Raw genomic sequence first — 22,158 nt, 5'->3', positions numbered from 1 at the left:
GATTATTGATATTATCCAACTAAAGCAGTGTCTGATTGCTTCTGTCGAAAGATGGATGACAAATTGCTGTTTATCAGCTATTTTGTTATTGGTTATTTTATACTGGTTAGCAAACTCTTCTTGCTAACGAGTTAATTGTGGGGTGTCAGGAACAAGCCCGAAAGCCTGTTCCACCCTGTTCCACACAGAGTGAATTTTATTGTAAGGCGGGCAGGATGCCGGCCCTACAGATTATCAACTGCGATTATTTCCAATTTTGCCACGAACTATTGAAAATAGAAGTACCCGGAAAGGCGATCGGATTGGCATTTTGTTGCAACCGCAACTGCAATACTTCCAAGTTGGGCTCGCGAGACGGCAATTCGTCCACTAATTCATAAGGTAGAATCCCTTTTTCCAAGGAAAAAGCAGCCGTAACTCCCGCCGCCGCACCGGCAGACCATTCAAAAGAATGCACTCGATAAGCAGCGGCCGCTGTGTGGCTAACAGCAATACTTTTACCCGCCACTAACATATTGTCAATTTTCTGAGGAATCATTGCCCGCAGGGGAATTTGGAAGGGATAAGCTTGCCCTTGACCTTTGCGAGTACCTTCCCGTTCGGTATTTCCCGGTGCTTCCGGCGGACTGTTGGTCATGCAGGGGTGAAAGTCGATCGCATAATGACCGATACCCACAGAATCAGGATAAATCGTAGCGCGCGATCGCGATTTTGTATCCTCAACAGATTGACTTCCCACAGCCAAAGCCGGCGCATTCAAACCACCCACAGCTAACCACAAATTCCGATACTCTTCCTCCGACAAATTCTGGCGATAAAAATCAGCCGTAAAGTCAGTGCGAGACATATCAACTTCCCACACGGTAAAACCTTGAGGCTGATTAAAACTCGGCCGGCCAATAATACGTCGGCCCTCCCGCATATAAGGATATTTAGAAAGTCCGTGCACCGTCCCCATCGGCGAATCCAACCCGCTCAAAAAACGATTGTTTGGATTAGGCTTTTTGACTCCCTCTCCTAGCTGCGAGTCAGTAGTTCCTGTTACCAGCCAGTAGAAAAATCCTTTGGCATTTTCCTCTCCCTTTCGCAAAGTTTCGGTTCGCAAACCGCCCATCCATCCCCCCGGTTGCAGTTGACCGGACTCTTCCAACTGCTTGCGAGAATAAATTAAATTATCCTCAGCAGAACCGGGACGATAGTCATTGCCCCAAGTCCAGTTTTGCATCGAAATATCCCCCGGATAAATCGGGAATTGCTTCGGGTCTAAAGGTCGCTTTTCATCCGGTCTCCTGGTCCTGATTTGGCGGTAGCTGAAAACTAAGGGAAAGCTCGCCAATCTCTGCAATTCGTAGCTGTAGTAAGGAGCGTATTGTTGATAAAAAGACGGCACTTGATGCTGCTGCGGTTCCTTCGTTGCCTCCATCGCAAAGGTGTAGGTAAAACCTTGAGTGCAGTAAGGGTCGCCGGTTGGGCTAGCGGAGGAAGGTTCCAGAGGGGAACGCGGGTCAATTCCGAGGCGGTAGGGAACATCGGCAAGTCCGATCAATTCACCTGTTTCAGTGGCATCTACAACGTACCAACCAGCACCCCCTTGTAAAGGGGGGGAACTTGTGGCATTCCCCACCATTCTGGGGTTAGGGGGGGTTCCAGATGATTTAGAAATAAACCGAATAATAGTTTTATTAAATCGCGGAGAATTTTCGTAGCGATAGGCATCTTCGATAGTTTGAGAAAGAGTTTCGGTGTTGAGTGGTGGGGTGTTGGTGGCCGGTTTGTGTTGAATGGCGATCGCACTTTTAATTTGTTGACCCCCAACCGTATTCCCCGCCACAGCAGGAGTAATTGCTAGTTCTTTAATAACCGTATTGGGAAACCATTTCAGCGTGCCTTTGCCTTTTCTAGCGGCATCCTGCAAGATGTTAAAGAGAATTTTGTGACCGTCGTAGGGCATGAAACACGAATAGCTAACCCAACAGCCTCCGGGATTTAGCCGGCCGTAATGTTCCTTGATCCGCTCCCGCAATTCTAGGTAGCCACGGGGGTAAAATAAGAGTGATCGCTGAGTATCTCTTTCATCGAGTGCGGAAGTTCCCTGGGAGGAAATTTGACCGCCTACCCAATCAGTAATTTCAGTGAGGCAAACTGTGCGCCCCGCCAGCAAACCTTCGTAAGCGGTAGCAGCGCCTGCGAGCCCGCCGCCTGCTACTAGAATGTCGCAAGTTTCAGCAGTGTCGGGATTGCGGGGAGGTGCAGCAAATACTGGCGAAATGCTCCCCATCGCGGAAATTATGCCGAGGGTGAGGCTAAGGATCGATCGACCTTTGAGCAAAAATAGATACTGTCGAAGTTTCATCGGAGATTGTGGAATTAATTTTGACATAGCGCGAAAAACACTCATCCCATCTAAATGTTTATTTTGCAGTATACTGGTATTTCGCGCTGTTGTCAGGGAAAACTTTTTTAGAGAAGAGGCATTAATACCAGCAACAACTATTGAACAGCCGGATGAACCTTATGCTCAAGATAGTCAAATTTTTTAGGTTATTTATTCCTTTTGAGACTTTAACAATTACCACCAGTTTAACTTATTCGGAAGTTTTACGCAGGTTGGACGAAGTTGTTACTCCTCCCAAAGTTTTTAGAATAATTTTACCCTTTGGTCAGCCCCCTGCCAAACCCTATGAAGGAACGATTTATGGCAAAAACTTCAAAATTAATCGCATCATCATCGGTAGACATTTATTGTTCCCAATTATACAAGGAGATATACATAATCAACAGTTCGGTTGTTCCATTAGAATTAGGATGAGTTTACATACAACAGTTATAGGATTTCTGATTCTGTGGCTGTGGACAACTGGCAGTATTGGAATGTTTTCTTTATTTGCTTGGTTAGTCGAACCATCCGTGGGAGCCATATTTTTACCAATTTTAGGAATGTTTATTTTTGGCTGGATTTTGTGCTTGATTCCATTTAAGATAGAGGCAAAAGCAGCTATAAAATTTTTGTCTATTCTCTTAACATAAAGTAATTTATTACGACCATATTTGAGGTGTATTATTAAAAACAATCTGGCTTCATCTGCGGTAAAAAACAACTAAACTTTCCGGGATTACCCATGCGTCAAAACAAACTCAAACAAAAAATTAAACAAGGCGAAACAGTCCTCGGTTTATTTATGAACTGCGCTTATCCCGCATTCATGGAAATATGCGGTCACGCTGGATTTGATTTCGCCGTTATCGACATGGAACACGGCCCCCTAAACCCGCTTGCTGCTGAAGATTTGTGTCGCGCCGCCGACTGCACCGGAATTGCACCGATTGTTCGTGTCCGCAAAAACGACGGGCCGCAAATTCAACGAGCTCTCGACATCGGCAGTGCAGGAGTTCAAGTACCTCAAATTGAAAGCAAAATCGATGCCGAAACCGCTGTCAAAAGTGCTAAATACAGTCCTCTGGGCACGCGAGGCCTTTCCTTTGCTACGCGGGCAGGACTTTACACCGCTGCAGGTACAAATATCACCGATCGACTCAACGAAGAATCCTTAGTTGTGATTCATGTCGAAGGCAAATGCGGCATCGACAACCTGGCAGAAATTGTTACTGTGCCAGAGGTGGACGTGATTTTTCTGGGGCCTTACGATTTGTCACAGTCGATCGGCATTCCCGGCCAAGTCCGCGATCCCCGAGTCATCGACATGATGCAAGAGGCAGTCCAAACCATCCGCAAAGCAGGCAAAGCCGCCGGTACTTTTGCCGAAAACCCCGAAATCGCCCAGCAGTGGATTGATGCTGGCGTTCAGTACGTCGCACTTGGGGTCGATGTTGCCGTTTTCCTGCGGGCCTGTCAGTCGCTGGTGAAAGCAGTCAATCGATTTTAGATTTTAGATTGGGGATTTTGGATTAAAAGAAGAACCAGCCCCCAATTCATCTTGTCGTCTTTACGATATCTTTGCAATTTTTGTAGTGTTTTTTACGACACATACAAAAATCCTGCGCTAGAGTAGAAGCATACACCTCCTCCAGGCAAATTTAGGGAGGGGAGCAAGGCTTCAGGGAGTAAAATCTATGAAAACCGTATTAGAATCCATTCATTTGGATTATGCCTTCATGTTTACTTTCAAAAAAGTAAACTCGATTAAGCTAGAAGGCTTCAAGGAATTTTTTGACGATATGCCTGTCGATCCGTATGTGAAAGGTAAGTATCGTTCGAGAAGATTATCGCGGTTTGCAGTCAACGGAAATGAGTTAGTTAAGTTACCTCACGGCTATTTGTATCAAAGCAAAACATACAATCCGCTAGTGGGTGATATCAGGCGGGAATTTGCCGAATTGGACGATCGACTAATCGCCCTCGATAATTTCAAACAGATGATTTTTGCTTTTTTCGATTCCTGCAAAATTCACCCGGAAGCTGAAATCGGCATCCATCAAATCAGGACGACTTGTTCGCCAAACAATTTTGGCAACCCCGCACCGGAAGGCATTCACCAAGACGGTACTGATTTTATCGGGATTTTCTCAGTTGACAGAACTAATATTGTAGGCGGGGAAACGCATTTGTACTTGGCTAAAAAAGAGAAGCCTGTTTTTAATAAAATTCTGCATCCGGGAGAATTGCTGTTAGTTAACGACCACGAGTTTTTCCACTTTACTACACCGATTAAACCGGAATCTGAAGGGGTGGGAACCAGGGATGTCTTTGTGCTGACTTCTCCGAGTTTGCTTACCGATTGAGGATACAGTCTGGCACGAATAACCTAATGATGTAGGGTGCGCGCCGCGCACCTTACTTCGATTACCCATTACTGCATCCCACAGAGCACCTTTTGGTTGCGCCCTTACCCATCTCGATCGTGGTTAATGCTTGGGAAAATCGATTCCTGAAATGGATATTCCTTCCATCTTCTGCACATATCGTCCTTGAGCAGCTACACATTCTGCCATTTTTTCAGCTTGTATGGGTTGACTCCTGCGATCGGAGGAGATACCTCTATACTCCCATGTACCGCGAATGTCGCCAGAGAATGCTTTTCCATTGTTTTTTAATACTAGCTCCGTGCCAGTTGCATCAATATAGTATTTCCCATTTTCCAAAGACACGCTGCTAATTGTGATAGATTCGACTCCTTTGTAGGGAGTTGCAGGGCCATCGACGATCTTGATGCAGATTCTATTGTTTTGATGTGCAATCTCTCTACGGGAGTTATTGAACATTGTTCCTTGAGCGTAGTAAGCTCCTGTGGGTAGAATTGTAGATCCTTGTTGATTACTTTGAGCAGAGGACAATGATGAGATTGACAGAAGGATAGAACTAAAAATTAGTGTTTCGATCGCCAAAAATTTCATTTGCAACAAAACTCCATTAAAATTGTTTTTTCAGATTCTACACGATCGCAGATGCTCTATAAACTTCTCTAGAGTTCTTGCAAAAGTCAAATTCACCTCCCGCAAGTCCCCCCTTATTCAGGGGGGAAACAAGAATAATCTTGCCTCCTCCCCTGATTCAAGGGGAGGGTTGGGGTGGGGTGTCTTGTATTTTTGCAATAAATCTAATCATGATTCAAGTCCTTACTACAAACCTTTCGTTAGTAGTGAGGACTTTATTCGTCTTTCTGGCGTTTAGTCAATCATGACTAAAGTTCTCACTACAAACCTGCATATTTTCCTAAAAAGCCAGGTTTATGCCTCTAGCAACTCACAGATAAATTTTATCGAAACTTCCGTTCAGACTCTTGAATGGGAACATCATTAATGCTAGCTTCACGTCTTCGCATTAACCCATTTTCTGCAAATTCCCACTGTTCATTACCATAGGCGCGATACCAGTAGCCAGAATCATCGTGCCACTCATACTCAAATCGAACAGAAATCCGATTGTCTGTAAAACTCCACAGTTCTTTCTTTAAACGGTAATCTAATTCCTTTGCCCATTTTCGTCTTAAAAAAGCCTTGATTTGTTCCCGTCCGCTGAAGAATTCGGCACGGTTTCGCCACTGAGAATCTTCCGTATAAGCTAAGGCTACTCGTTCTGGATCGCGGGTATTCCAGGCATCTTCAGCAGCTTGAACTTTGGCTTTAGCCGTTTCCAACGTAAAGGGCGGTAGAGGTGGTTTAGTTTCCATCAGCTTTGTTTTTTGTGATTATAAAAGATTAGGTGCGGGATGCTCGCGCTACAGAGAGAGTTTTGAAAATTTGATATCAGTCCTCAGCATCGGGATCGATTCCCATTGCTCGCATTCGATCGGCTAACTGGGTAACTTTTCGCTCTGCTTGTTCGGCTCTTTCCCGTTCTTGCTCGGTTCTAGCCCGCTCAATTTCAACTTGTTCGGAGCCAGTTAACAGCAAATTCCCCTGGGAATCCCACCACCGCAGCCAAAGCAGTTCTTGATTTTGATAGCTTCCCTGCCACAGTCCCAATTCTACATCTAGTACAGGAATGGGATAGTGACCGCGTTCGTTTGGCTCCATCCTTCGATACACAAAATCTATCAGGTGATAGACCTCTAAATTGCCCGTTCTCATTTCATAAATGCCGTAGTAAGGAATGCGGATAATTCTCTCGTACACCCAAAACTTACCCGGTTTAGTGGTGGTACCGTCAGCGGCCACACTCAAGGGAGTACGTGAAGCGAAGCTATCCCGTTCCCCGTAGGGGTTCCCGAAGGGTAGGGAATCGCGCTCTTCATCTCCATTACCGCTAGCAAATTCTAAAGCAATGAACGGAGCCATGTGTTCCCGCCAAAGTACATAAGAACGGCGAAAACCGTCAAGTGTTGCGGGTACATTCGGCACGTAAAACCAATCCGGTGCTTCTGCGCCTCGCTCTGGCGGGTCAGTTTCTCGCCAGTAAATGCCGCAATCTTGCCCGCATATTGTCCGTCTGGATGCAGCCGCTCTACAACCGGCCCGATCGAATCTGTCAGAATGATGCTCTGGGGATGCTCCTGAAAATTTTTTACAAATGTACCGTCTTCGTCTGGCAATTGGGTATGATCGGGGAATGCAGGAGGCAGACCTGTAGCAGTTATTGTCTCGTTCATAGTCTTTTCCGTGCAGCTATTGTTGATTGTACTGCGAAATTTTAGAGCCATCTGATTTGAAATTTTAGCTAATATTAACTAAACCCAGCTAACCACAGCGGAAGCATCAACAGCAACCCGACGGAAGTTATGGCGATGCTGCTAGCTAACAAATCGCGATCGAGCTCGTAGACTTCTGCTAAAATCAGCACAGAAAGAGCTGTGGGCGTTCCCGACATCAACACCAACACGAACCTCGGATCGCCGCTCAATCCGAAATAACTAGCACCCAATCCGATCAGCACCGGCACAATTACCACTTTTAACAGCGACGGGATTAACGCCAGTTCAAAACTTTCCCATTTCTTAATAGACCTCAGCCGGATGCCAACCAGCAGCAAAGCACTGGCAATTACCACCCAAACAGCAGTCTGCAATCCCGATTCCACTATCTCGGGCAGGGGGATGTTTCTAGTATAAAAACCAATTAAAAATGCCCACAGAGCGGGAACTGTCAGCACGTCCCGGATCTGAGTCCACCAGTGATTTTTTTGCTCGGAGTTCCCGAAATAGCTAGCAATAAATACACCGAAACAATAAGTTCCAATAACATTGTTAGTGACGCTGTACAAGACAGCCCAGTTGGTGTTATCGGTGCTGATGATAGACGGGGTGATTGCTAATCCAACAAAGCCCGTATTCCCTAACATCGAAGCTAGGATAAAACTCCCTTCGCTCGATCGCTTCAGGGAATTAAAATTTAATAAAAATAAATTTACCAGAGAATTTTTGCCCTGAAAATAGGGCTTTTTGATGTGGGCCGCACTCAGCCTACGCAATAATACCCAAGTCAGCCAAGCAAAACTCGTACTCAGAAATAACACGAATATGGCGATCGCAGGTGTGAATCCCACAGCACCCGAAAATTCGCTGTGACGGGCTAAAACTAGAATTTGCAGCGGTATCCCAATCCAGAAAAGAAAGTAGCTCAGCAGCTTGGGAAAGTCAACTGGGATGTACCGAAACAGCAGCAGTCCTAAGCCAGTCCAGATAACTAGAGGCGTATAAGCGTGAAATAAGGTTTCAATCATAAAAATTTAACTAGACAATTGGAAATGCCTCTATCTATTAATAGTAATGCTAAAATCAGTTTAAGAAATGCCAATTGTCGTTAGCGGAGCCATCGAAGAGGATCGCACTTGCACGCTTTTTCGTCCTAGCGTGTTGGCAGCACTGCAGGCCCGAAAATTTCCGCCCAAATTCCCGCACCTTCCAGGGCACAATCCTCAGACTGGCAGCCCCAAATGCTTGCAGCTTTTTGCCTTCACATTCACCAAACCTCTGTTAATTTGACAAATGTGCGATCGAGCTATCTTGCCTTTTCCAAACAGATGTCCCACGTTTTCCTGCCGTTTCGAGCGAACGGAAACAGGGCGACACTAAAGCTGCTGATGACTTGCACTCATTAATTCAATTTCAAAGCATTAACAGGCACCTCATCCCAAGAACTAACAGTCCGCAAGGTAGCAACCCAGCCCTGCTGTTTTTGCTCTGCCGTCAAATTCTTCTCAAAAGATTCGTGGCAATCCTTCGCTTGAGTCTCATCGCAACAAGCAATGCAAGAATAAAGAATACCAGACGGATCGATTTGCTCGTTTACCCAAATAATCACGATCTACTCTCTCAATCAAAATCTACTGTTACTTAAATTTTCCTATATTTTTGCCACTTAAGTAGGTCGGTATTAATTAACCGGAGTGCGGCCTTTTAGCTTAACAGGCAAGATGCCTGTTCCGCACACAGGCAAGATGCCTGTTCCACACACAGGCAAGATGCCTGTGTGTGGAACAGATGAATTTTTTGTGGGGCGTTGCTCCTAGCCCACCCTGAATTACTTCGATGCCAAAGTTGCCAAAGACTCGCCCGCAACCCGGCAAATCCGCCAGTCGGGCATCACATCAGCACCGATACCCTTGTAAAATCCGATCGCCAATTCATTCCAATCCAAAACACTCCATTCCAAACGCCCGCAGCCCCTTTCCACCGTCAACTGCGCTAAATAAACTATCAAAGACTTGCCAATTCCCCGCCCTCGAAACTCAGGGATCACAAACAAATCTTCCAAATAAATTCCCGGCTGAGTCAAAAAAGTAGAATAATTGTAAAAAAACAGCGCCCAGCCCACAACTCGATTTTCGCACTCGGCTAAAATCGCTTCAGCAAAAGGTCGATCGCCAAACAAATGATGCTCCAAATCAACGGCATTGCCAGTAACGGCATGAGATAATTTTTCGTAGTCAGCTAAAGCTTTAATCAAATCAAACAGCACCGGCACGTCAGCGCGGGTAGCTGGGCGCAAAATTACCTCAGAAGACATAAATAAGTAAGTAGGACGCGACAATCAACAATTAAAAATACCACATCAAGACATTTTTGATTTGTAATTTTTAATTAAGTTTGTCAACCTTGAATTAGCATATTTAGGGCAGCCTTGGAGTGCCCACCCACAATAATTTTAATATTTTTCACAATCCCAACTCAATTTTTTTTGCTTATTTCAACCAGCCCTTCAATCGTTCCGTCACTTGAGGGCGGCGCAGCTTTCGCATTGCCTTATTTTGAATTTGACGGACTCGTTCGCGGGACAAATTGAACAAACTGCTGACCTCTTCTAAAGTGTAAGGTTCGCCCGTCAGCAAACCGTAACGCATAGCAACAATCTCTTTTTCCCGCTCAGTCAAAATACTGTCCAACACCTCCAAAATATCTTGGCGCATCATCATCTCATTCATCTGAGCTTCGGGAGATTGCGTCGCGTTATCTTCCAGAACATCCAAAAGTTCCGAACTTTCTTCTGAGCCGATGCGGTGGTTGAGAGACAAAGATTGCCGACGTACTTGCTGGAGGTAGCGAAGCTGTTCGCAAGAAACTTGCATTTCTCTAGCAAGTTCAGTTTCAGTTGGATTGCGTTGAAGAGAACGCCTCAAATCTCGATAAACTTTTTTGAGTTTATTTAACTGTTCGACAATGTGAACAGGCAAACGAATCGTCCGCCCTTGATTGGCAATTGTCCGGGTAATTCCTTGGCGAATCCACCAATAGGCATAAGTAGAAAACTTGTAACCCTTCTCCGGATCGAACTTTTCGGCGGCCCGGTTTAAACCCAAAGCTCCTTCCTGAATTAAATCGAGAAAAGGCACGCCCCGATTAAGATAGCGTTTGGCAATCGAAACCACCAAGCGCAAATTCGAGCTGATCATTTTCCGTTTCGCCGACTGACACTGGTGGCGAAGCTGTTGCAGTTGAGTTTCGCTTATCCCCAAAGCCGTTGCGAGTTCAGCTTTTGTCGGCACTCTGTCGAATTCCTGCTGCAAACGCTGTTCTAGTTCATCCAGGGCTACCAATTCTTGAACGCGGCGCGCTAACTCTACTTCTTCGGCTGCTGTCAGTAGAGGATACCGAGCCATTTCCTTGAACAAAGCTCCCACTGGATCGTCGGCAGACCAGTTGTTGTATGCTGACGATCGAGTTACCGTCGGACGATCGATCTCAGTGTCTTCATCTTGTGCGATCGCGAATGAGGCTTCGGGTGCCACCGCAAAACTGCCTAGGTCAGATTCTGCCATATCGTGCTTGGTGTCGGTGGAAGGATTTGAAAAGTATCCCTTAACTTTAACCAATTTAACCGGAAATTTCCGAAATCCATCTAGAAGCCCGTGACAGAAATTAGATGGCCCCAATTTTATACCTTTCTATTGAGTTCGAGCCAGTAAAGGAGCTGCCTGCAATAATTGCTGAGTATAAGGGTGCTGCGGATTAGTAAAAATATCTCTAGTCTTACCGATTTCAACAATTTTTCCGGCATTCATTACCGCAATGCGATCGCAAAAAAATCTCGCCACCCACAAATCGTGCGTAATGAACAGATAAGTCAAATTAAATTCCTGCTTCAACTCCAACATCAGCTCTAAAACTTGAGTCTGCACGCTGGCATCCAGCATACTCACAGGTTCGTCGCAAATTATCAGTTGCGGCCGAGTAATTAAAGCGCGGGCGATCGAAACTCGCTGCTGTTGTCCTCCTGACAATTCCCCCGGATAGCGACGAAAGAAATCCTCCCCTGGACTTAAACCTACCCGCTCTAACATTTGGATTACTTGTTTTTTAGCTTCGCTGCCATTAGCTAATTTGTGAATAAACAAAGGGTCAGCAATACTTTGCCCGACAGTCATCATCGGATTCAGGCAAGCGTGGGGGTCTTGAAAGATCATTTGCATTTCGCGGCGGTGCTTCCTCACAGCATCGCGGTTCAGGGCAGTTATATCTATTCCTTGAAATTCCACTTTGCCACCAGTCGCGGTAATTAGCTGCAAAATCGTGCGTGACAAGGTACTTTTGCCGCAGCCGGACTCCCCCACCAGCCCTAGGATTTCTCCCCGTTGTAGCTCTAAACTAACGCCGTCTACTGCTTTAATTACCTGGCGATTCCTGGAAAACAACTGATCTAATAAATTGCTTTCTAAACTGTAGTGTTGCTGCAAATTCGTTACGGTCAAAAGAGGCGAATTTGTTGAGTTTGCAGTAACGGCTTCAGTCCTGATTTCCTCGAATGCTAATCCTTTGTCAGAATCGGCTTGAATGTGCAAAGCTGCTTTGAGGAGCGATCGAGTATATTCGTGCTGCGGCTTTTCAAACACGTTTAGCACCGGCCCTGTTTCTACGACTTTACCGCCGTACATCACCGCAATGCGATCGCAATACTCAGCCACCATCGCCAAATCGTGAGAAATCAACAAAATAGCCGTTCCCCGTTCCTCGCAAAGTCTGGTTAATTCCTGCAAAATCTGAGCAGCTACAGTTACGTCCAAACTTGTAGTCGGTTCGTCCGCCACAATTAATTTGGGATCGAGCAAAAGAGCCAAAGCAATTGCTACTCTTTGCCGCATTCCGCCGCTAAATTCGTGGGGAAATTGCGACCAGCGAGACGCGGGAATTTTCACAGCTTCCAGAGTTTCTATCGCCCGTTTCTTAGCTTGCTTGCGATCCAAATTCGGTCTGTGAGCTTGCAAAGTCTCGATGCAATGTTCTCCTACAGTCATCAAAGGATCGAGACGAGTCATCGGATCTTGAAAAATCAATGCTACAGCTTCGCCCCGAAATTGTCTCAGCCGCGAAGCATTCATATCGAACACCGACTCTCCAGCAAAACTAACTCGCCCCTCAATCAGCGTTGAATCCGGCAGCAACCGCATCGCCGCTCTTCCCAAAGTTGACTTACCGCACCCAGACTCCCCAACTAATCCGAGCTTTTCCCCCGGTTTCAGCGTCAGGGAAACCCCGTCAACGGCCCAACCGGATTGGCCCCGCCGCTGAGGATAAGCTACTCGCAGATTGTCAACGGAAAATAGAGAAGAGTCATTAGTCATTAGTCATTAGTCCTTAGTCAGTAGTCAGTGGTCAGTTGTTATTTGTTATTTGTTATTTAATGGTCAATATACTGGCTGTTAGTTGTTACTTCTTAGTGTTCCAGAGTTATTAGTTATTGGCAAGAGACTGCTCTGCTGTTTGTAAATACAAATAAAAATAGCTACAAACAAAGCTTTTATTAGTACATCATTCACCGAGCAACTGATAACTGACAACTGACAACTGACAACTAACAACTGACAACTGACAACCATCAACTGACTAAATTTCCCTTCGCTTCAACTCAGCTCTCCGCAGTATGTAAGTAGCGGCACAATCTGCGTGAGGATGGTCTGCTAAAACTTCCGCGAGTTCCAATACATATCCGGCGATATCCGGCCCCAGCTTCTCAGTCAGCACTTGACGTTCCCTAGAGGCGAGTTCTTGCACGCGGGCCTTAGCTTGCCAATTCGGAGAAAACATCTTGTCAATCTCGGTGTGGAATCCCAGACTTTCGAGAATGTCCCACTCGCCGTTATCGCACCAAATGCCCCCGCACAACATACAGCGCTCTATGTAAAAGGGCACTCTGCTGAAAGGAACTTTCGCCCGCGACAGATAGTGACCGTCTTCGGGACACAGCGCTGCTTTGCTGTCGTAGGGAGACGGCGTGAATTCTATGCCGAGAGTCGCTGTCGCATCAGGCTTCTCGGATTTGTTGTACCACTGGCTTTGCTCTTTTTGCCAAGCTTCGTATTCTCGGCCTGGAATCCAGATACCGTAACAGTTGGGACACCACTGCACCGACATACGGCCGGCTAAGGTACCGCCTTCTAAATTGGGATGTTTACATTTTGGACATTCCACCGCTTTATTTCTCCTTGCCTTATTAATTCCCTGTTAATTCAATTATTAATTCTGTATCTAGGCGGGCCCTGAAGAACCAGAATTTTTTTGCAGCAGCGCGCCACAGTAGCCAATTAGCGTGTTAAGCCGCGCGATCGCCGCAGTTTGCCTCGCCTTTGCTGTCGCTGGCTGGCGCGACGCTTGCAAAAAGGTGACATCTGTCCCCAATAACCGCAGTTGCTTGTGAATTTCCGTCAAATAGGACTGCTCTGGGGGTGTTTCTGAGGCGTCTAACTCATCGCTTTCGGCTCTCATAATTTGGTTTCCGAAAAATTGTTGCACTTTTGTGTATTCGATCGCCAGCGCGACCCGATCCACATTATCCTGTGCAGCAGTTCTTTGTAGTTGTTCTAGTGCTTGCTGTAATTCTTGGTAGCACTGGCGGCGGTCTTCGGACAATATCATGATTTTGTAAACAAATTTGTATTTATAATCAAAGTAGATACTTACTTAAGTTTGCTCATATGGAGGGAAGCGGTGCGTTTTTGGAGCAATTCCCTGTTTTGTGAGAACTTTTTTCGATTTTCTGCCCTAACTCTACCCTTCTGGCTGCTGCTTTTAGTTTAGCGTTGCCGGTAAATGCCGATCCCCCGCAACCTCCACGGCTACCGCCCAAATCTGCTGATTTTACCCGATTTTCCTCGTTCGACAGACTGCGGCGGCGGCAGTGGTGTCACTATATTTTCCTACCTCCGAGGGGGGGCGACTCCGGATTACATAGGTATAGTTTGAGAAAAATCGACTATTTTTTTGAATTGCAAATTGTGGCATTCAATTAGTTTAGTATAGCTAAACACATAATTTCGGCAATTCAACCGGAAACCGGCTTTTAACCATTTGTATTTCTAAGTTTTAAAGGTGTACCCCATGAACGCGAACACTCTGACTCCCTCTCCTTCGATCGATCCTGCCGTAGTTCCCGATTGGCTGCAAGAATGCCTGAATAATCGATCGCAGCCGGATGGGGGCTCTAACCCGAATTGTTCGACTGACGACAGCTTAATTTGTCGGGCCTTTGAATTTGCCCGCGACTTGCACGAAGGACAATACCGCAAATCGGGAGAACCTTACATTTGCCATCCGGTAGCTGTCGCTGGAATACTCAGGTATATGGGCGGCAACAACGTCATGATTGCCGCCGGCTTCCTCCACGACATTGTTGAAGATACAGATATTACTCTCGAAGAAATAGAACAACGGTTCGGCGCCGAAGTGCGACAGTTGGTTGAAGGTGTCACCAAGCTTTCTAAATTTAATTTTTCCAGCAAAACAGAGCGCCTTGCGGAAAATTTCCGCCGAATGTTTCTAGCAATGGCTAAAGATATTCGCGTCATTGTCGTCAAACTGGCAGATCGGCTGCATAACATGAGGACTTTGGAGCATTTGTCCGAAGAAAAGCAGCGCAGTATTGCCCTAGAAACCCGAGATATTTTTGCTCCCCTAGCAAACCGTTTGGGTATCGGCCGCTTTAAGTGGGAATTGGAAGATTTAGCCTTTAAATACCTGGAACCAGAAGCTTACCGCGAAATTCAGGAATTGGTGGCCGAGAAGCGGGCCGATCGAGAAACTCAACTCGCAGAAGTCACAGATAGTTTGCGAGAAAGGCTTGACAATTTAGGCATTAAATGCTATGAAGTTAGCGGCCGTCCCAAACATTTGTACGGGATTTACGCGAAGATGCAGCGCCGCCAAAAAGGGTTTAAGCAAGTGTACGATATTGCGGCGGTGCGGATCATAGTAGAAACTAATGATGACTGTTATCGGGCTTTGGCGATCGTCCACGATTCTTTCCGCCCGATTCCCGGCCGCTTTAAAGATTATATCGGTTTACCAAAAGCCAACCGCTATCAATCTTTGCACACCGGAGTAATCGGAACCAGCGGCCGCCCCATCGAAGTGCAAATTCGCACCGTAGCAATGCACCACATTGCAGAATACGGCATTGCCGCCCACTGGAAATACAAAGAAACTGGCGGTTCTAACACAACAGTCACCGGCGACGACGAAAAATTTACTTGGCTGCGACAACTCCTAGAATGGCAAAGCGACCTCAAAGACGATCGCGAATATTTACAAAGCATTAAGGACAACTTATTCGACGAAGATATTTACGTTTTTACTCCTAACGGAGACGTAATTGCTCTCAATAGCGGGTCAACTCCCGTAGATTTTGCTTTCCGCATTCACACCGAAATTGGTAATCACTGCACCGGTGCCAGAGTCAACGGGCGAATGGTAACACTAGACAAGGTTTTAAAGAATGGCGATATTGTAGAAATCTTGACCCAAAAAAATGGTCATCCCAGTTCCGACTGGCTGAATTTTGTCAAGACAAACGGAGCAAAAAACCGAATTCGTCAGTGGTTGAAGCGATCGCACCGAGATGAAAATCTTGCTCGCGGGCGGGAATTGCTGGAAAAAGAATTAGGTAAAAACGGATTAGAATCTTTGCTGAAATCTGAACCCATGCAGTCTGTGGCTCAGCGCTGCAACTACCACAGCGTCGAAGATTTAATCGCCGGTTTGGGCTACGGCGAAGTCACCCTAAATCTCGTAGTAAATCGACTGCGAGATTTAGTAAAAGTGCAGCAAAAAATTGAAGCTGCTCCCGCAGGAACCCACGAAGTGCCCATGCTCATACCTGCATCGACGACACCGAAACCAGTACCGAGTTCGTCTCCGAGCAAATCGCCGATCGCAGGGGTAGAGGGATTGCTTTACCATTTATCCGGCTGTTGCTGTCCGATTCCTGGGGAATCAATTATTGGAGTTGTGACTCGCACTCGCGGAATTTCGATTCACCGGCAAGGATGTTCAAATGTTGAAAGCGTACCTGGGGATCGGTTGGTTCCTGTGAGTTGGAATTCCAGCAACCGCAATGAATCTCGACCCAACACTTATCCGGTTAACATTCAAATTGAAGCCCTCGATCGAGTGGGAGTTCTCAATGATGTTTTATCGCATTTAAAGGACAACCAAGTAAACGTCCGCAGCGCTCAAGTCAAAACCTACCCCGGATTGCCGGCATTAATTGACTTGTGCATGGATATCCAGGATAAACAACAGTTTGAGCGGACTTGTATGCAAATTAAAAAGATGAGCGATATTTTGAATTTGCGGAGGCTGAGTGAAGTGAATTAAGAGCAAAGACGGCGGTTGAAACCGCGCCTACAAAAACGAACTCCACTCCAAGCGGACTGAAAAAAATAAGGTAATTTTAACCGCCTGTTCTTCAACCCGCACCAGGCGGGTTTTCTTTTTATAGACGCGGTTTCCAGCGCCCGGTCTTCTTAACATTATCTGCGTTTATCTGTGTTTATCTGCCTAACATCTGCGGTTGACCTATCAATCAAAGATTTATGCAACAGGTCTTATGGCTTTGACACGCCCAACTTTTGCTGCAAAAACTCCCGCGCCACTTGTCCGGCTTCCTGCTGTTTCTTATCAACTTGATAGTTGAGTCGTCGCATATCTTCCTCAGAGATTTTGCCACCCAATTGTGCGAGGACTGGACGCAATTCCGGGTATTTTTCCAAAACTTGCGATCGCACAACCGGAACTGCTTCGTAGGGCGGGAAATAGTTCTTGTCATCTTTGAGAACTACTAAACCCAAACTTTGAATCAAACCGTCCGTCGTATTACCAGCAATCACATCTACTTCTTTTTGTTGCAGCGCTTGATAAAGCAATCCTAACAGCAATTCCTTCGGTTGTTCTCGAAATTTAATCCCGTAAGTTTTAGCCAATCCGGGAAAGCCATCTTCTCTCTCGTTAAATTCTGGGCCGAAACCAGCCCGGAGGTTAGGTGAAGCTTTCCCAAGTTGCGAGAGAGTTTGTAAATTGAGTTTTTTGGCATCGTCTCCCCGCACAATAATCGCAAAACTGTTATTAAATCCTAGCGGTTCCGTCCATTCTGCTTTAAACTGTTTGGGATATTCTTGTTTGAGGTAATCGAGGACTTTTTTGGGGTCAGAAATCGGTTTCTGTTTGAGCAGGTTGGCGTAAGCAGTACCCGTATATTCGACGTACAAATCGATTTTACCTGCTGTTAGGGATTGATGGCAAAGCGAACCTCCGAGATTCAGTTCTCGTTCTACTTTGATATCTGTTTTAGCTTCGATGTGCTGTGCTAAAATTTCTGCGAGAATGGCTTGTTCGGTAAAGTCTTTTGAGCAGATGACAACTTGCTTTGCGGGCTTAGAGGTACATCCTGCTACTGCAAGCAAGCAAAGCAGCCAGCAGGAATAGAAAAAAAAATCGTTCTTAGATATTTTCATGACTTAACTCACATTAAAAATCTACAATTAATACCTTATAAGTTATAGCATAAAGCCCAGATCGCAGACTTATTCCAGAAGTCTACGCTTTAACACCGATCGCACTTTACCCGACTTTCCTTTTACTGTTGTAACATTTATTTATAGACATGGAGGACAAAAAATGGTAATCAGCGTCAGCGATATTATCCAGCAGCAGCGGCAATTTTTTGCGACTGGGAAAACGAAAGATGTGGATTTTCGGCTTGAACAACTGAAAAAACTTAAAAGTGCGATCGAACTTAATCAATCACGAATAGTCGATGCCGTCAAGGCAGACCTGGGTCGGCCGGAATTCGAGGCTTATCTTGAAATCGCATCGATTGCCGAAGTTAATTATGCCCTCAAAAACCTCAAATCGTGGGTAAAGCCGAGAAAAGTGCCTGCTTCGATAGATCAATTCCCAGCATCAGCCCGCATTTACCCTGAACCTTTGGGCGTAGTGTTAATCATCGGGCCTTGGAATTACCCGTTTCAGTTAATGATATCACCCTTGGTCGGGGCGATCGCCGCCGGCAACTGTGCACTTCTCAAACCTTCGGAAATCGCCTCGCACACCTCCGAAGTTATCGCCGACATGATATCCAAAACCTTCGATCCCGCCTACGTAGCCGCCGTCGAAGGAGGAGTCGAAATCAGCCAACAATTATTAGCGGAAAAATTCGACCACATCTTCTTTACCGGAGGCACAAAAATCGGTCGAATTGTCATGGAAGCTGCCGCTAAACACCTGACACCTGTAACCTTGGAATTAGGTGGCAAAAGTCCTTGCATTGTAGACTCCGACATTCAGGTTGAATACACCGCAAAACGCATTGCATGGGGCAAATTTATCAATGCAGGACAAACTTGCATTGCTCCCGATTACCTATTAGTTGATAAAAAAGTTAAACCTGCTTTGATGACAGCAATTAAAACAGTCATTCACGAATTTTACGGCGACAATCCGCAAACAAGTCCCGACTATTCGCGGATTATCAACCAGCGGCAATTAGACCGTTTGAGTGCGTTTATCAAAGATGGAGAAATTGTCGTCGGTGGGGAAGTTAAGCCGGAAGATAGATATATTGCACCGACGGTTTTAGATCGTGTTTCCTGGGATTCGCCGGTGATGCAGGATGAGATTTTTGGGCCGATTTTGCCAGTTTTGGAGTATGATGATTTTGGAGAGGCGATCGCCCAAATCAACGCCCGTCCCAAACCCTTAGCTTTGTATTTGTTCTCGAAGGATAAAGAGAAACAAGAGCGAGTTTTGCGGGAAACTTCTTCGGGGGGAGTTTGTCTCAACGACACGGTTATGCAAGTGGGAGTAAAAGATTTACCTTTTGGCGGAGTTGGTGAAAGCGGCATCGGTAGCTATCACGCAAAAGCGAGTTTTGATACTTTTTCTCATTACAAAAGCGTGCTGCAAAAGTCATTTTTACTTGACTTAAAATGGCGGTACGCTCCCTATCTAGGTAAGTTGGATTTGATTAAGAAAATTATCGGTTAAGCGCACTTGGAGGGGCGGCTTCACCAAGGTTTACAATCTCAGAAAGATAGCCAAATCAACCCGCCCCTTCCTGATATTATCGGTTTAAGCGATTCCACTGTGAACTATTATTTCCAAAAGCTTTAAATGATTGCTCATCGGTTTTTTGAACGATTTCGATCGCACTCTCTACGTCACTCCTAAAGGACAGTTGCCCCGCCCAAAATAATTCAGATTAGAAATGTCTATAATATCTTTTAGCATCTTCTCGCTAACAAGCAATTTATGGAACCTTTAGCAACAGAACGCTGTGCCGCCTGCCGCCCAAACTCTCCCCGCGTCACAGCTTACGAAATTGTCCAACTCAAACCTCAAATTCCCGATTGGAATTTAATCGAAAAAAATGGCATTCCCAAAATAGAACGTACCTACGAATTCCCGGATTTCAAAAGTGCGATCGCCTTTACAAACAGCGTCGGCGAAGCAGCAGAAACCGAAGGACATCACCCCGCACTGTTAACCGAGTGGGGAAAAGTTACCGTGACTTGGTGGACTCACGCGATTTCTGGACTGCATCGCAATGATTTTATTATGGCTGCGAAAACAGATGCGATCGCCAATCAATTCTCAAAATAAAATCCTACTTATAGCTCGATCGTAGTCTAAGAACTCACAGCTCCCGGTACCAGCGGAGAAAGCCGTTGATTCCCATTCAACAACTCCAGATTGAGTCGGTAGCCGACATTCCGCACAGTTTGAATCAGGCTCGGTTGTCGCGGGTCGATTTCGATTTTTTTACGCAGAGAGAGTACGTGAGTGTCGATCGTCCGGGGGTTATCAATCGCATCGGGCCAGGCCCGACGCAGCAAATCCGAGCGCGACAGCGGCACTCCTCCAGCTTGAGCTAGCACGTACAGCAGGCTAAATTCCTGGGGAGTCAGCTCAATATGTTCCTCGTACAACCTGACTCGGCGCTGCACCAAATCAATTTTCAGCAGCCCGCACTCCAGCGTCGCCGGCGGTACCATCGTGCGGTTACGGCGCATCAGAGCTTCCACCCTGGCCATAAACTCTTGCATCCCAAAGGGTTTAGTCAGGTAATCGTCTGCGCCCGCCTTCAAACCTTCAACAATATCCGATTCCGAATTCCGCGCCGACAGCATCAAAATCAGCGACTGCTGCTGCTGTTGCAGCCAGTTGCAAAATTCCAAACCATCCCCATCCGGCAATTGGGCATCCAGAATGACTAGGGTTGGCTGACGGCTGAAAAATATTTCCCTAGCGTGACTGATATCCGCTGACTGGTGCACCCAGTGACCGACTTGCTGTAGATGCCAGCCCAAGAGCGATCGCAGGTGCGGATTCCCTTCAACAATTGAAATACTTGCAGATTCCACAGAGGCGAGCTTCCCATATCACTAATTGCTACAAGGTTAACAGAGCTTTTGTCAAGCTTTTGTAACCATCGCTACTCAAGCATTAGCTGCATTTAAAGCAGCGGACATACCTAGGGTACGAATTTTAAAGATTGGGTTAATTTGGCAGGGTCAGCCTGCAGAAAGGTGAAATCATTCTGGCGGTAAGCTTACAATGAAAATAAGACAGTGTAAAGCCGATCGATCCCATGCCCCAACCGCCTGCTAAAAGCGATCCCCCCGACCCAGCCCCCACTCCCAGGAGGTTGACAAATCGCGCAAGTGAAACTAGAATTCCTCCAACCGTTCGCTCGGTAGCCGGAACACTCAGCCACTTTGACCGTCAAATTCAGCCACATCCCGACTTAATTAAACGCACAGCGAATTATCTAGGTGCGCGCAAAAAGTCGAGCAACTGCATTGCAACGAGTGAAATTTTTTATGGAGGGTAGCCTGTTGAGCAGGGTAAAAACTTTTATTTAGAAATAGCCTCAAGCTGAGCCACTCAGCATCAATCGAGGCCTTTCCTAAATCCCGCCGTCATTATACAAACCACAAAGGATTTCAAGCTCATACCATGCTACAAGACACCCAAACAATCCGGCACTACCAAAAACTCACCGACGCCCTCGTCGAAATGTGGAATAGAGGTTATCGCTTCGATGACCTGCGGCTTTACTTAGACGGCTATTTAGCAGCCCTGCGGCATTCCAACGGCCTGGAACCCTATCTGATTCATAGACTAGAGGAAGAAGCAGCGCGTTACATTCACGACCCCTCCAATTTTGCAATGCCACAGACCCAAACTGAAGCAGACTACTATTAAATAGCAAATTCGGTTTGATAAACCCTTGATGAATTGGGAATTGGGAATTGGGAATTGGGAATTGGGAATTGGGAATTGGCAATTTTAACGGGTTCCCTGGCTATGCCTCGGAACCGATGTCCACAGGCTCGGCCTCGCTTTGGGAGCCTAAAAATTCGATGCCTAGCCCACTGCATTGCGTTCCTAGGCTTTGCCTGGTAACGAATAATTAAGTAAATCAACCTAATTCAACGTAAAACGCGATTGCTGTTATTTCCCCGACTTCTTTAAGAAGTCGGGGAAATGTTTTTTAGGTCTAATTTAAGAAGCCAAAGCCACTTCTACAACTTCTTGCAATTCGCCCTTTTGATACATCTCGATCATAATATCCGAGCCGCCAATAAACTCCCCGTTGATATAAACTTGGGGAATTGTCGGCCATTGAGAATACTCTTTAACGCCTTGACGAATTTCCTGGTCTGCCAAAACATCAACAGTTTCGTAAGGCACTCCCAAAGTATTGAGAATTTGCACCACAGTATTAGAAAAACCACACTGGGGCATTAACTTATTGCCCTTCATAAACACCATGATTTTGTTTTGCTTAACCAACTCGTCAATTCTTTGATGTGCTGTTGTACTCATGGTAGGTCCTAATATTGTTTGAAAATTTTTAAACGTTGACTGACGCAGAAACCGCGTTTTTTACGAAAATCTTTCGTTACAGCCATAGATTCCGGTAAAAAAAACCGGGTTTTTGTGGTTTTTGTGCGTAAGTGCAGCAGTTGTATTTCAAGCAACTATATTTCAAGCA

Annotated in this window: 21 protein-coding genes and 1 pseudogene; 8 read left to right on the top strand and 14 right to left on the bottom strand. The window is 45.9% G+C overall.

Annotated features, from left to right (window positions below; translation table 11 throughout):
* Positions 1–244: 244 nt before the first annotated feature.
* Positions 245–2,353, bottom strand: a complete 2,109-nt coding sequence (locus tag QUA07_RS10210) for an FAD-dependent oxidoreductase (RefSeq protein WP_333324657.1) — start codon at positions 2,351–2,353, stop codon at positions 245–247.
* Between the two features lie 161 nt (positions 2,354–2,514).
* Between QUA07_RS10210 and QUA07_RS10205 the strand changes: the two genes are divergently transcribed.
* The 3 genes from QUA07_RS10205 to QUA07_RS10195 all read left to right on the top strand — a co-directional run bounded on the left by QUA07_RS10205 (position 2,515) and on the right by QUA07_RS10195 (position 4,740).
* On the top strand, positions 2,515–3,027 hold the full coding sequence (locus QUA07_RS10205) for a hypothetical protein (RefSeq protein ID WP_333324655.1): 513 nt from the start codon (positions 2,515–2,517) through the stop codon (positions 3,025–3,027).
* A 92-nt stretch (positions 3,028–3,119) separates the two neighbouring features.
* A complete protein-coding gene (locus QUA07_RS10200; RefSeq protein WP_333324653.1) occupies positions 3,120–3,884 on the top strand; it encodes an aldolase/citrate lyase family protein in 765 nt (254 codons plus the stop codon).
* A gap of 187 nt (positions 3,885–4,071) precedes the next feature.
* Complete coding sequence (locus tag QUA07_RS10195; protein ID WP_333139431.1) at positions 4,072–4,740, top strand: 2OG-Fe dioxygenase family protein; 669 nt, start codon at positions 4,072–4,074, stop codon at positions 4,738–4,740.
* Between the two features lie 123 nt (positions 4,741–4,863).
* On the opposite strand, the gene QUA07_RS10190 is transcribed toward QUA07_RS10195, so the two are convergent.
* From QUA07_RS10190 to QUA07_RS10175, 4 genes and pseudogenes are all read right to left on the bottom strand, one after another.
* Positions 4,864–5,352 (bottom strand): hypothetical protein, encoded by a 489-nt coding sequence (locus QUA07_RS10190; protein WP_333324651.1) that lies wholly within the window; start codon positions 5,350–5,352, stop codon positions 4,864–4,866.
* A 362-nt stretch (positions 5,353–5,714) separates the two neighbouring features.
* Positions 5,715–6,128, bottom strand: coding sequence for a nuclear transport factor 2 family protein (locus QUA07_RS10185; RefSeq protein WP_332978470.1), 414 nt, complete (start codon positions 6,126–6,128; stop codon positions 5,715–5,717).
* Between the two features lie 76 nt (positions 6,129–6,204).
* Positions 6,205–7,046 (bottom strand): annotated as a pseudogene (locus QUA07_RS10180) (Uma2 family endonuclease).
* A 74-nt stretch (positions 7,047–7,120) separates the two neighbouring features.
* On the bottom strand, positions 7,121–8,116 hold the full coding sequence (locus tag QUA07_RS10175) for an AEC family transporter (RefSeq protein ID WP_333324649.1): 996 nt from the start codon (positions 8,114–8,116) through the stop codon (positions 7,121–7,123).
* A 213-nt stretch (positions 8,117–8,329) separates the two neighbouring features.
* Here QUA07_RS10175 and QUA07_RS10170 point away from each other — a divergent pair, with 213 nt between their 5' ends.
* Positions 8,330–8,494, top strand: coding sequence for a hypothetical protein (locus QUA07_RS10170; protein WP_333324647.1), 165 nt, complete (start codon positions 8,330–8,332; stop codon positions 8,492–8,494).
* Here the strand turns inward: QUA07_RS10170 and QUA07_RS10165 are convergent.
* The 6 genes from QUA07_RS10165 to patD form a co-directional block, all read right to left on the bottom strand.
* Entirely contained in the window at positions 8,491–8,697 is a 207-nt protein-coding gene (locus tag QUA07_RS10165; RefSeq protein WP_333038077.1) for a glycogen debranching protein, read from the bottom strand. The genes QUA07_RS10170 and QUA07_RS10165 overlap by 4 nt on opposite strands.
* Positions 8,698–8,916: 219 nt before the next feature.
* On the bottom strand, positions 8,917–9,402 hold the full coding sequence (locus tag QUA07_RS10160; protein WP_333324645.1) for a GNAT family N-acetyltransferase: 486 nt from the start codon (positions 9,400–9,402) through the stop codon (positions 8,917–8,919).
* A 175-nt stretch (positions 9,403–9,577) separates the two neighbouring features.
* Entirely contained in the window at positions 9,578–10,651 is a 1,074-nt protein-coding gene (locus QUA07_RS10155; RefSeq protein WP_333324643.1) for an RNA polymerase sigma factor, RpoD/SigA family, read from the bottom strand.
* Between the two features lie 126 nt (positions 10,652–10,777).
* A complete protein-coding gene (locus QUA07_RS10150; RefSeq protein WP_333324641.1) occupies positions 10,778–12,451 on the bottom strand; it encodes an ABC transporter ATP-binding protein in 1,674 nt (557 codons plus the stop codon).
* 262 nt (positions 12,452–12,713) lie between these two features.
* The gene (locus tag QUA07_RS10145; RefSeq protein ID WP_333052547.1) at positions 12,714–13,298 is read right to left on the bottom strand and encodes a zf-TFIIB domain-containing protein; all 585 of its coding nucleotides are present in this window, start codon (positions 13,296–13,298) and stop codon (positions 12,714–12,716) included.
* A gap of 57 nt (positions 13,299–13,355) precedes the next feature.
* On the bottom strand, positions 13,356–13,742 hold the full coding sequence (patD, locus tag QUA07_RS10140; RefSeq protein WP_333324639.1) for a heterocyst frequency control protein PatD: 387 nt from the start codon (positions 13,740–13,742) through the stop codon (positions 13,356–13,358).
* A 462-nt stretch (positions 13,743–14,204) separates the two neighbouring features.
* Here patD and QUA07_RS10135 point away from each other — a divergent pair, with 462 nt between their 5' ends.
* Entirely contained in the window at positions 14,205–16,478 is a 2,274-nt protein-coding gene (locus QUA07_RS10135) for a bifunctional (p)ppGpp synthetase/guanosine-3',5'-bis(diphosphate) 3'-pyrophosphohydrolase (RefSeq protein ID WP_333324637.1), read from the top strand.
* Positions 16,479–16,708: 230 nt separating this feature from the next.
* On the opposite strand, the gene QUA07_RS10130 is transcribed toward QUA07_RS10135, so the two are convergent.
* Entirely contained in the window at positions 16,709–17,614 is a 906-nt protein-coding gene (locus QUA07_RS10130; protein ID WP_333324635.1) for a glycine betaine ABC transporter substrate-binding protein, read from the bottom strand.
* 163 nt (positions 17,615–17,777) lie between these two features.
* Between QUA07_RS10130 and QUA07_RS10125 the strand changes: the two genes are divergently transcribed.
* Entirely contained in the window at positions 17,778–19,145 is a 1,368-nt protein-coding gene (locus QUA07_RS10125) for an aldehyde dehydrogenase (protein WP_333324633.1), read from the top strand.
* Positions 19,146–19,409: 264 nt separating this feature from the next.
* Positions 19,410–19,760 (top strand): 4a-hydroxytetrahydrobiopterin dehydratase, encoded by a 351-nt coding sequence (locus QUA07_RS10120; protein WP_333324631.1) that lies wholly within the window; start codon positions 19,410–19,412, stop codon positions 19,758–19,760.
* Between the two features lie 26 nt (positions 19,761–19,786).
* On the opposite strand, the gene QUA07_RS10115 is transcribed toward QUA07_RS10120, so the two are convergent.
* Positions 19,787–20,521 carry a response regulator transcription factor gene (locus QUA07_RS10115; protein WP_333324629.1) on the bottom strand — a complete coding sequence of 245 codons (735 nt, stop codon included), beginning with the start codon at positions 20,519–20,521 and terminating at the stop codon, positions 19,787–19,789.
* A 595-nt stretch (positions 20,522–21,116) separates the two neighbouring features.
* On the opposite strand from QUA07_RS10115, the gene QUA07_RS10110 reads away from it, so the two are divergent.
* Positions 21,117–21,365 (top strand): DUF6761 family protein, encoded by a 249-nt coding sequence (locus tag QUA07_RS10110; protein ID WP_006634037.1) that lies wholly within the window; start codon positions 21,117–21,119, stop codon positions 21,363–21,365.
* Positions 21,366–21,665: 300 nt separating this feature from the next.
* On the opposite strand, the gene grxD is transcribed toward QUA07_RS10110, so the two are convergent.
* Positions 21,666–21,989, bottom strand: a complete 324-nt coding sequence (gene grxD, locus QUA07_RS10105) for a Grx4 family monothiol glutaredoxin (RefSeq protein WP_006634036.1) — start codon at positions 21,987–21,989, stop codon at positions 21,666–21,668.
* Positions 21,990–22,158 lie beyond the last annotated feature (169 nt).

This window comes from Microcoleus sp. T3_A4 (assembly GCF_036700465.1).
Taxonomy (GTDB): Bacteria; Cyanobacteriota; Cyanobacteriia; order Cyanobacteriales; family Microcoleaceae; genus Microcoleus.
This window is presented reverse-complemented; position numbering and strand designations above follow the sequence as displayed.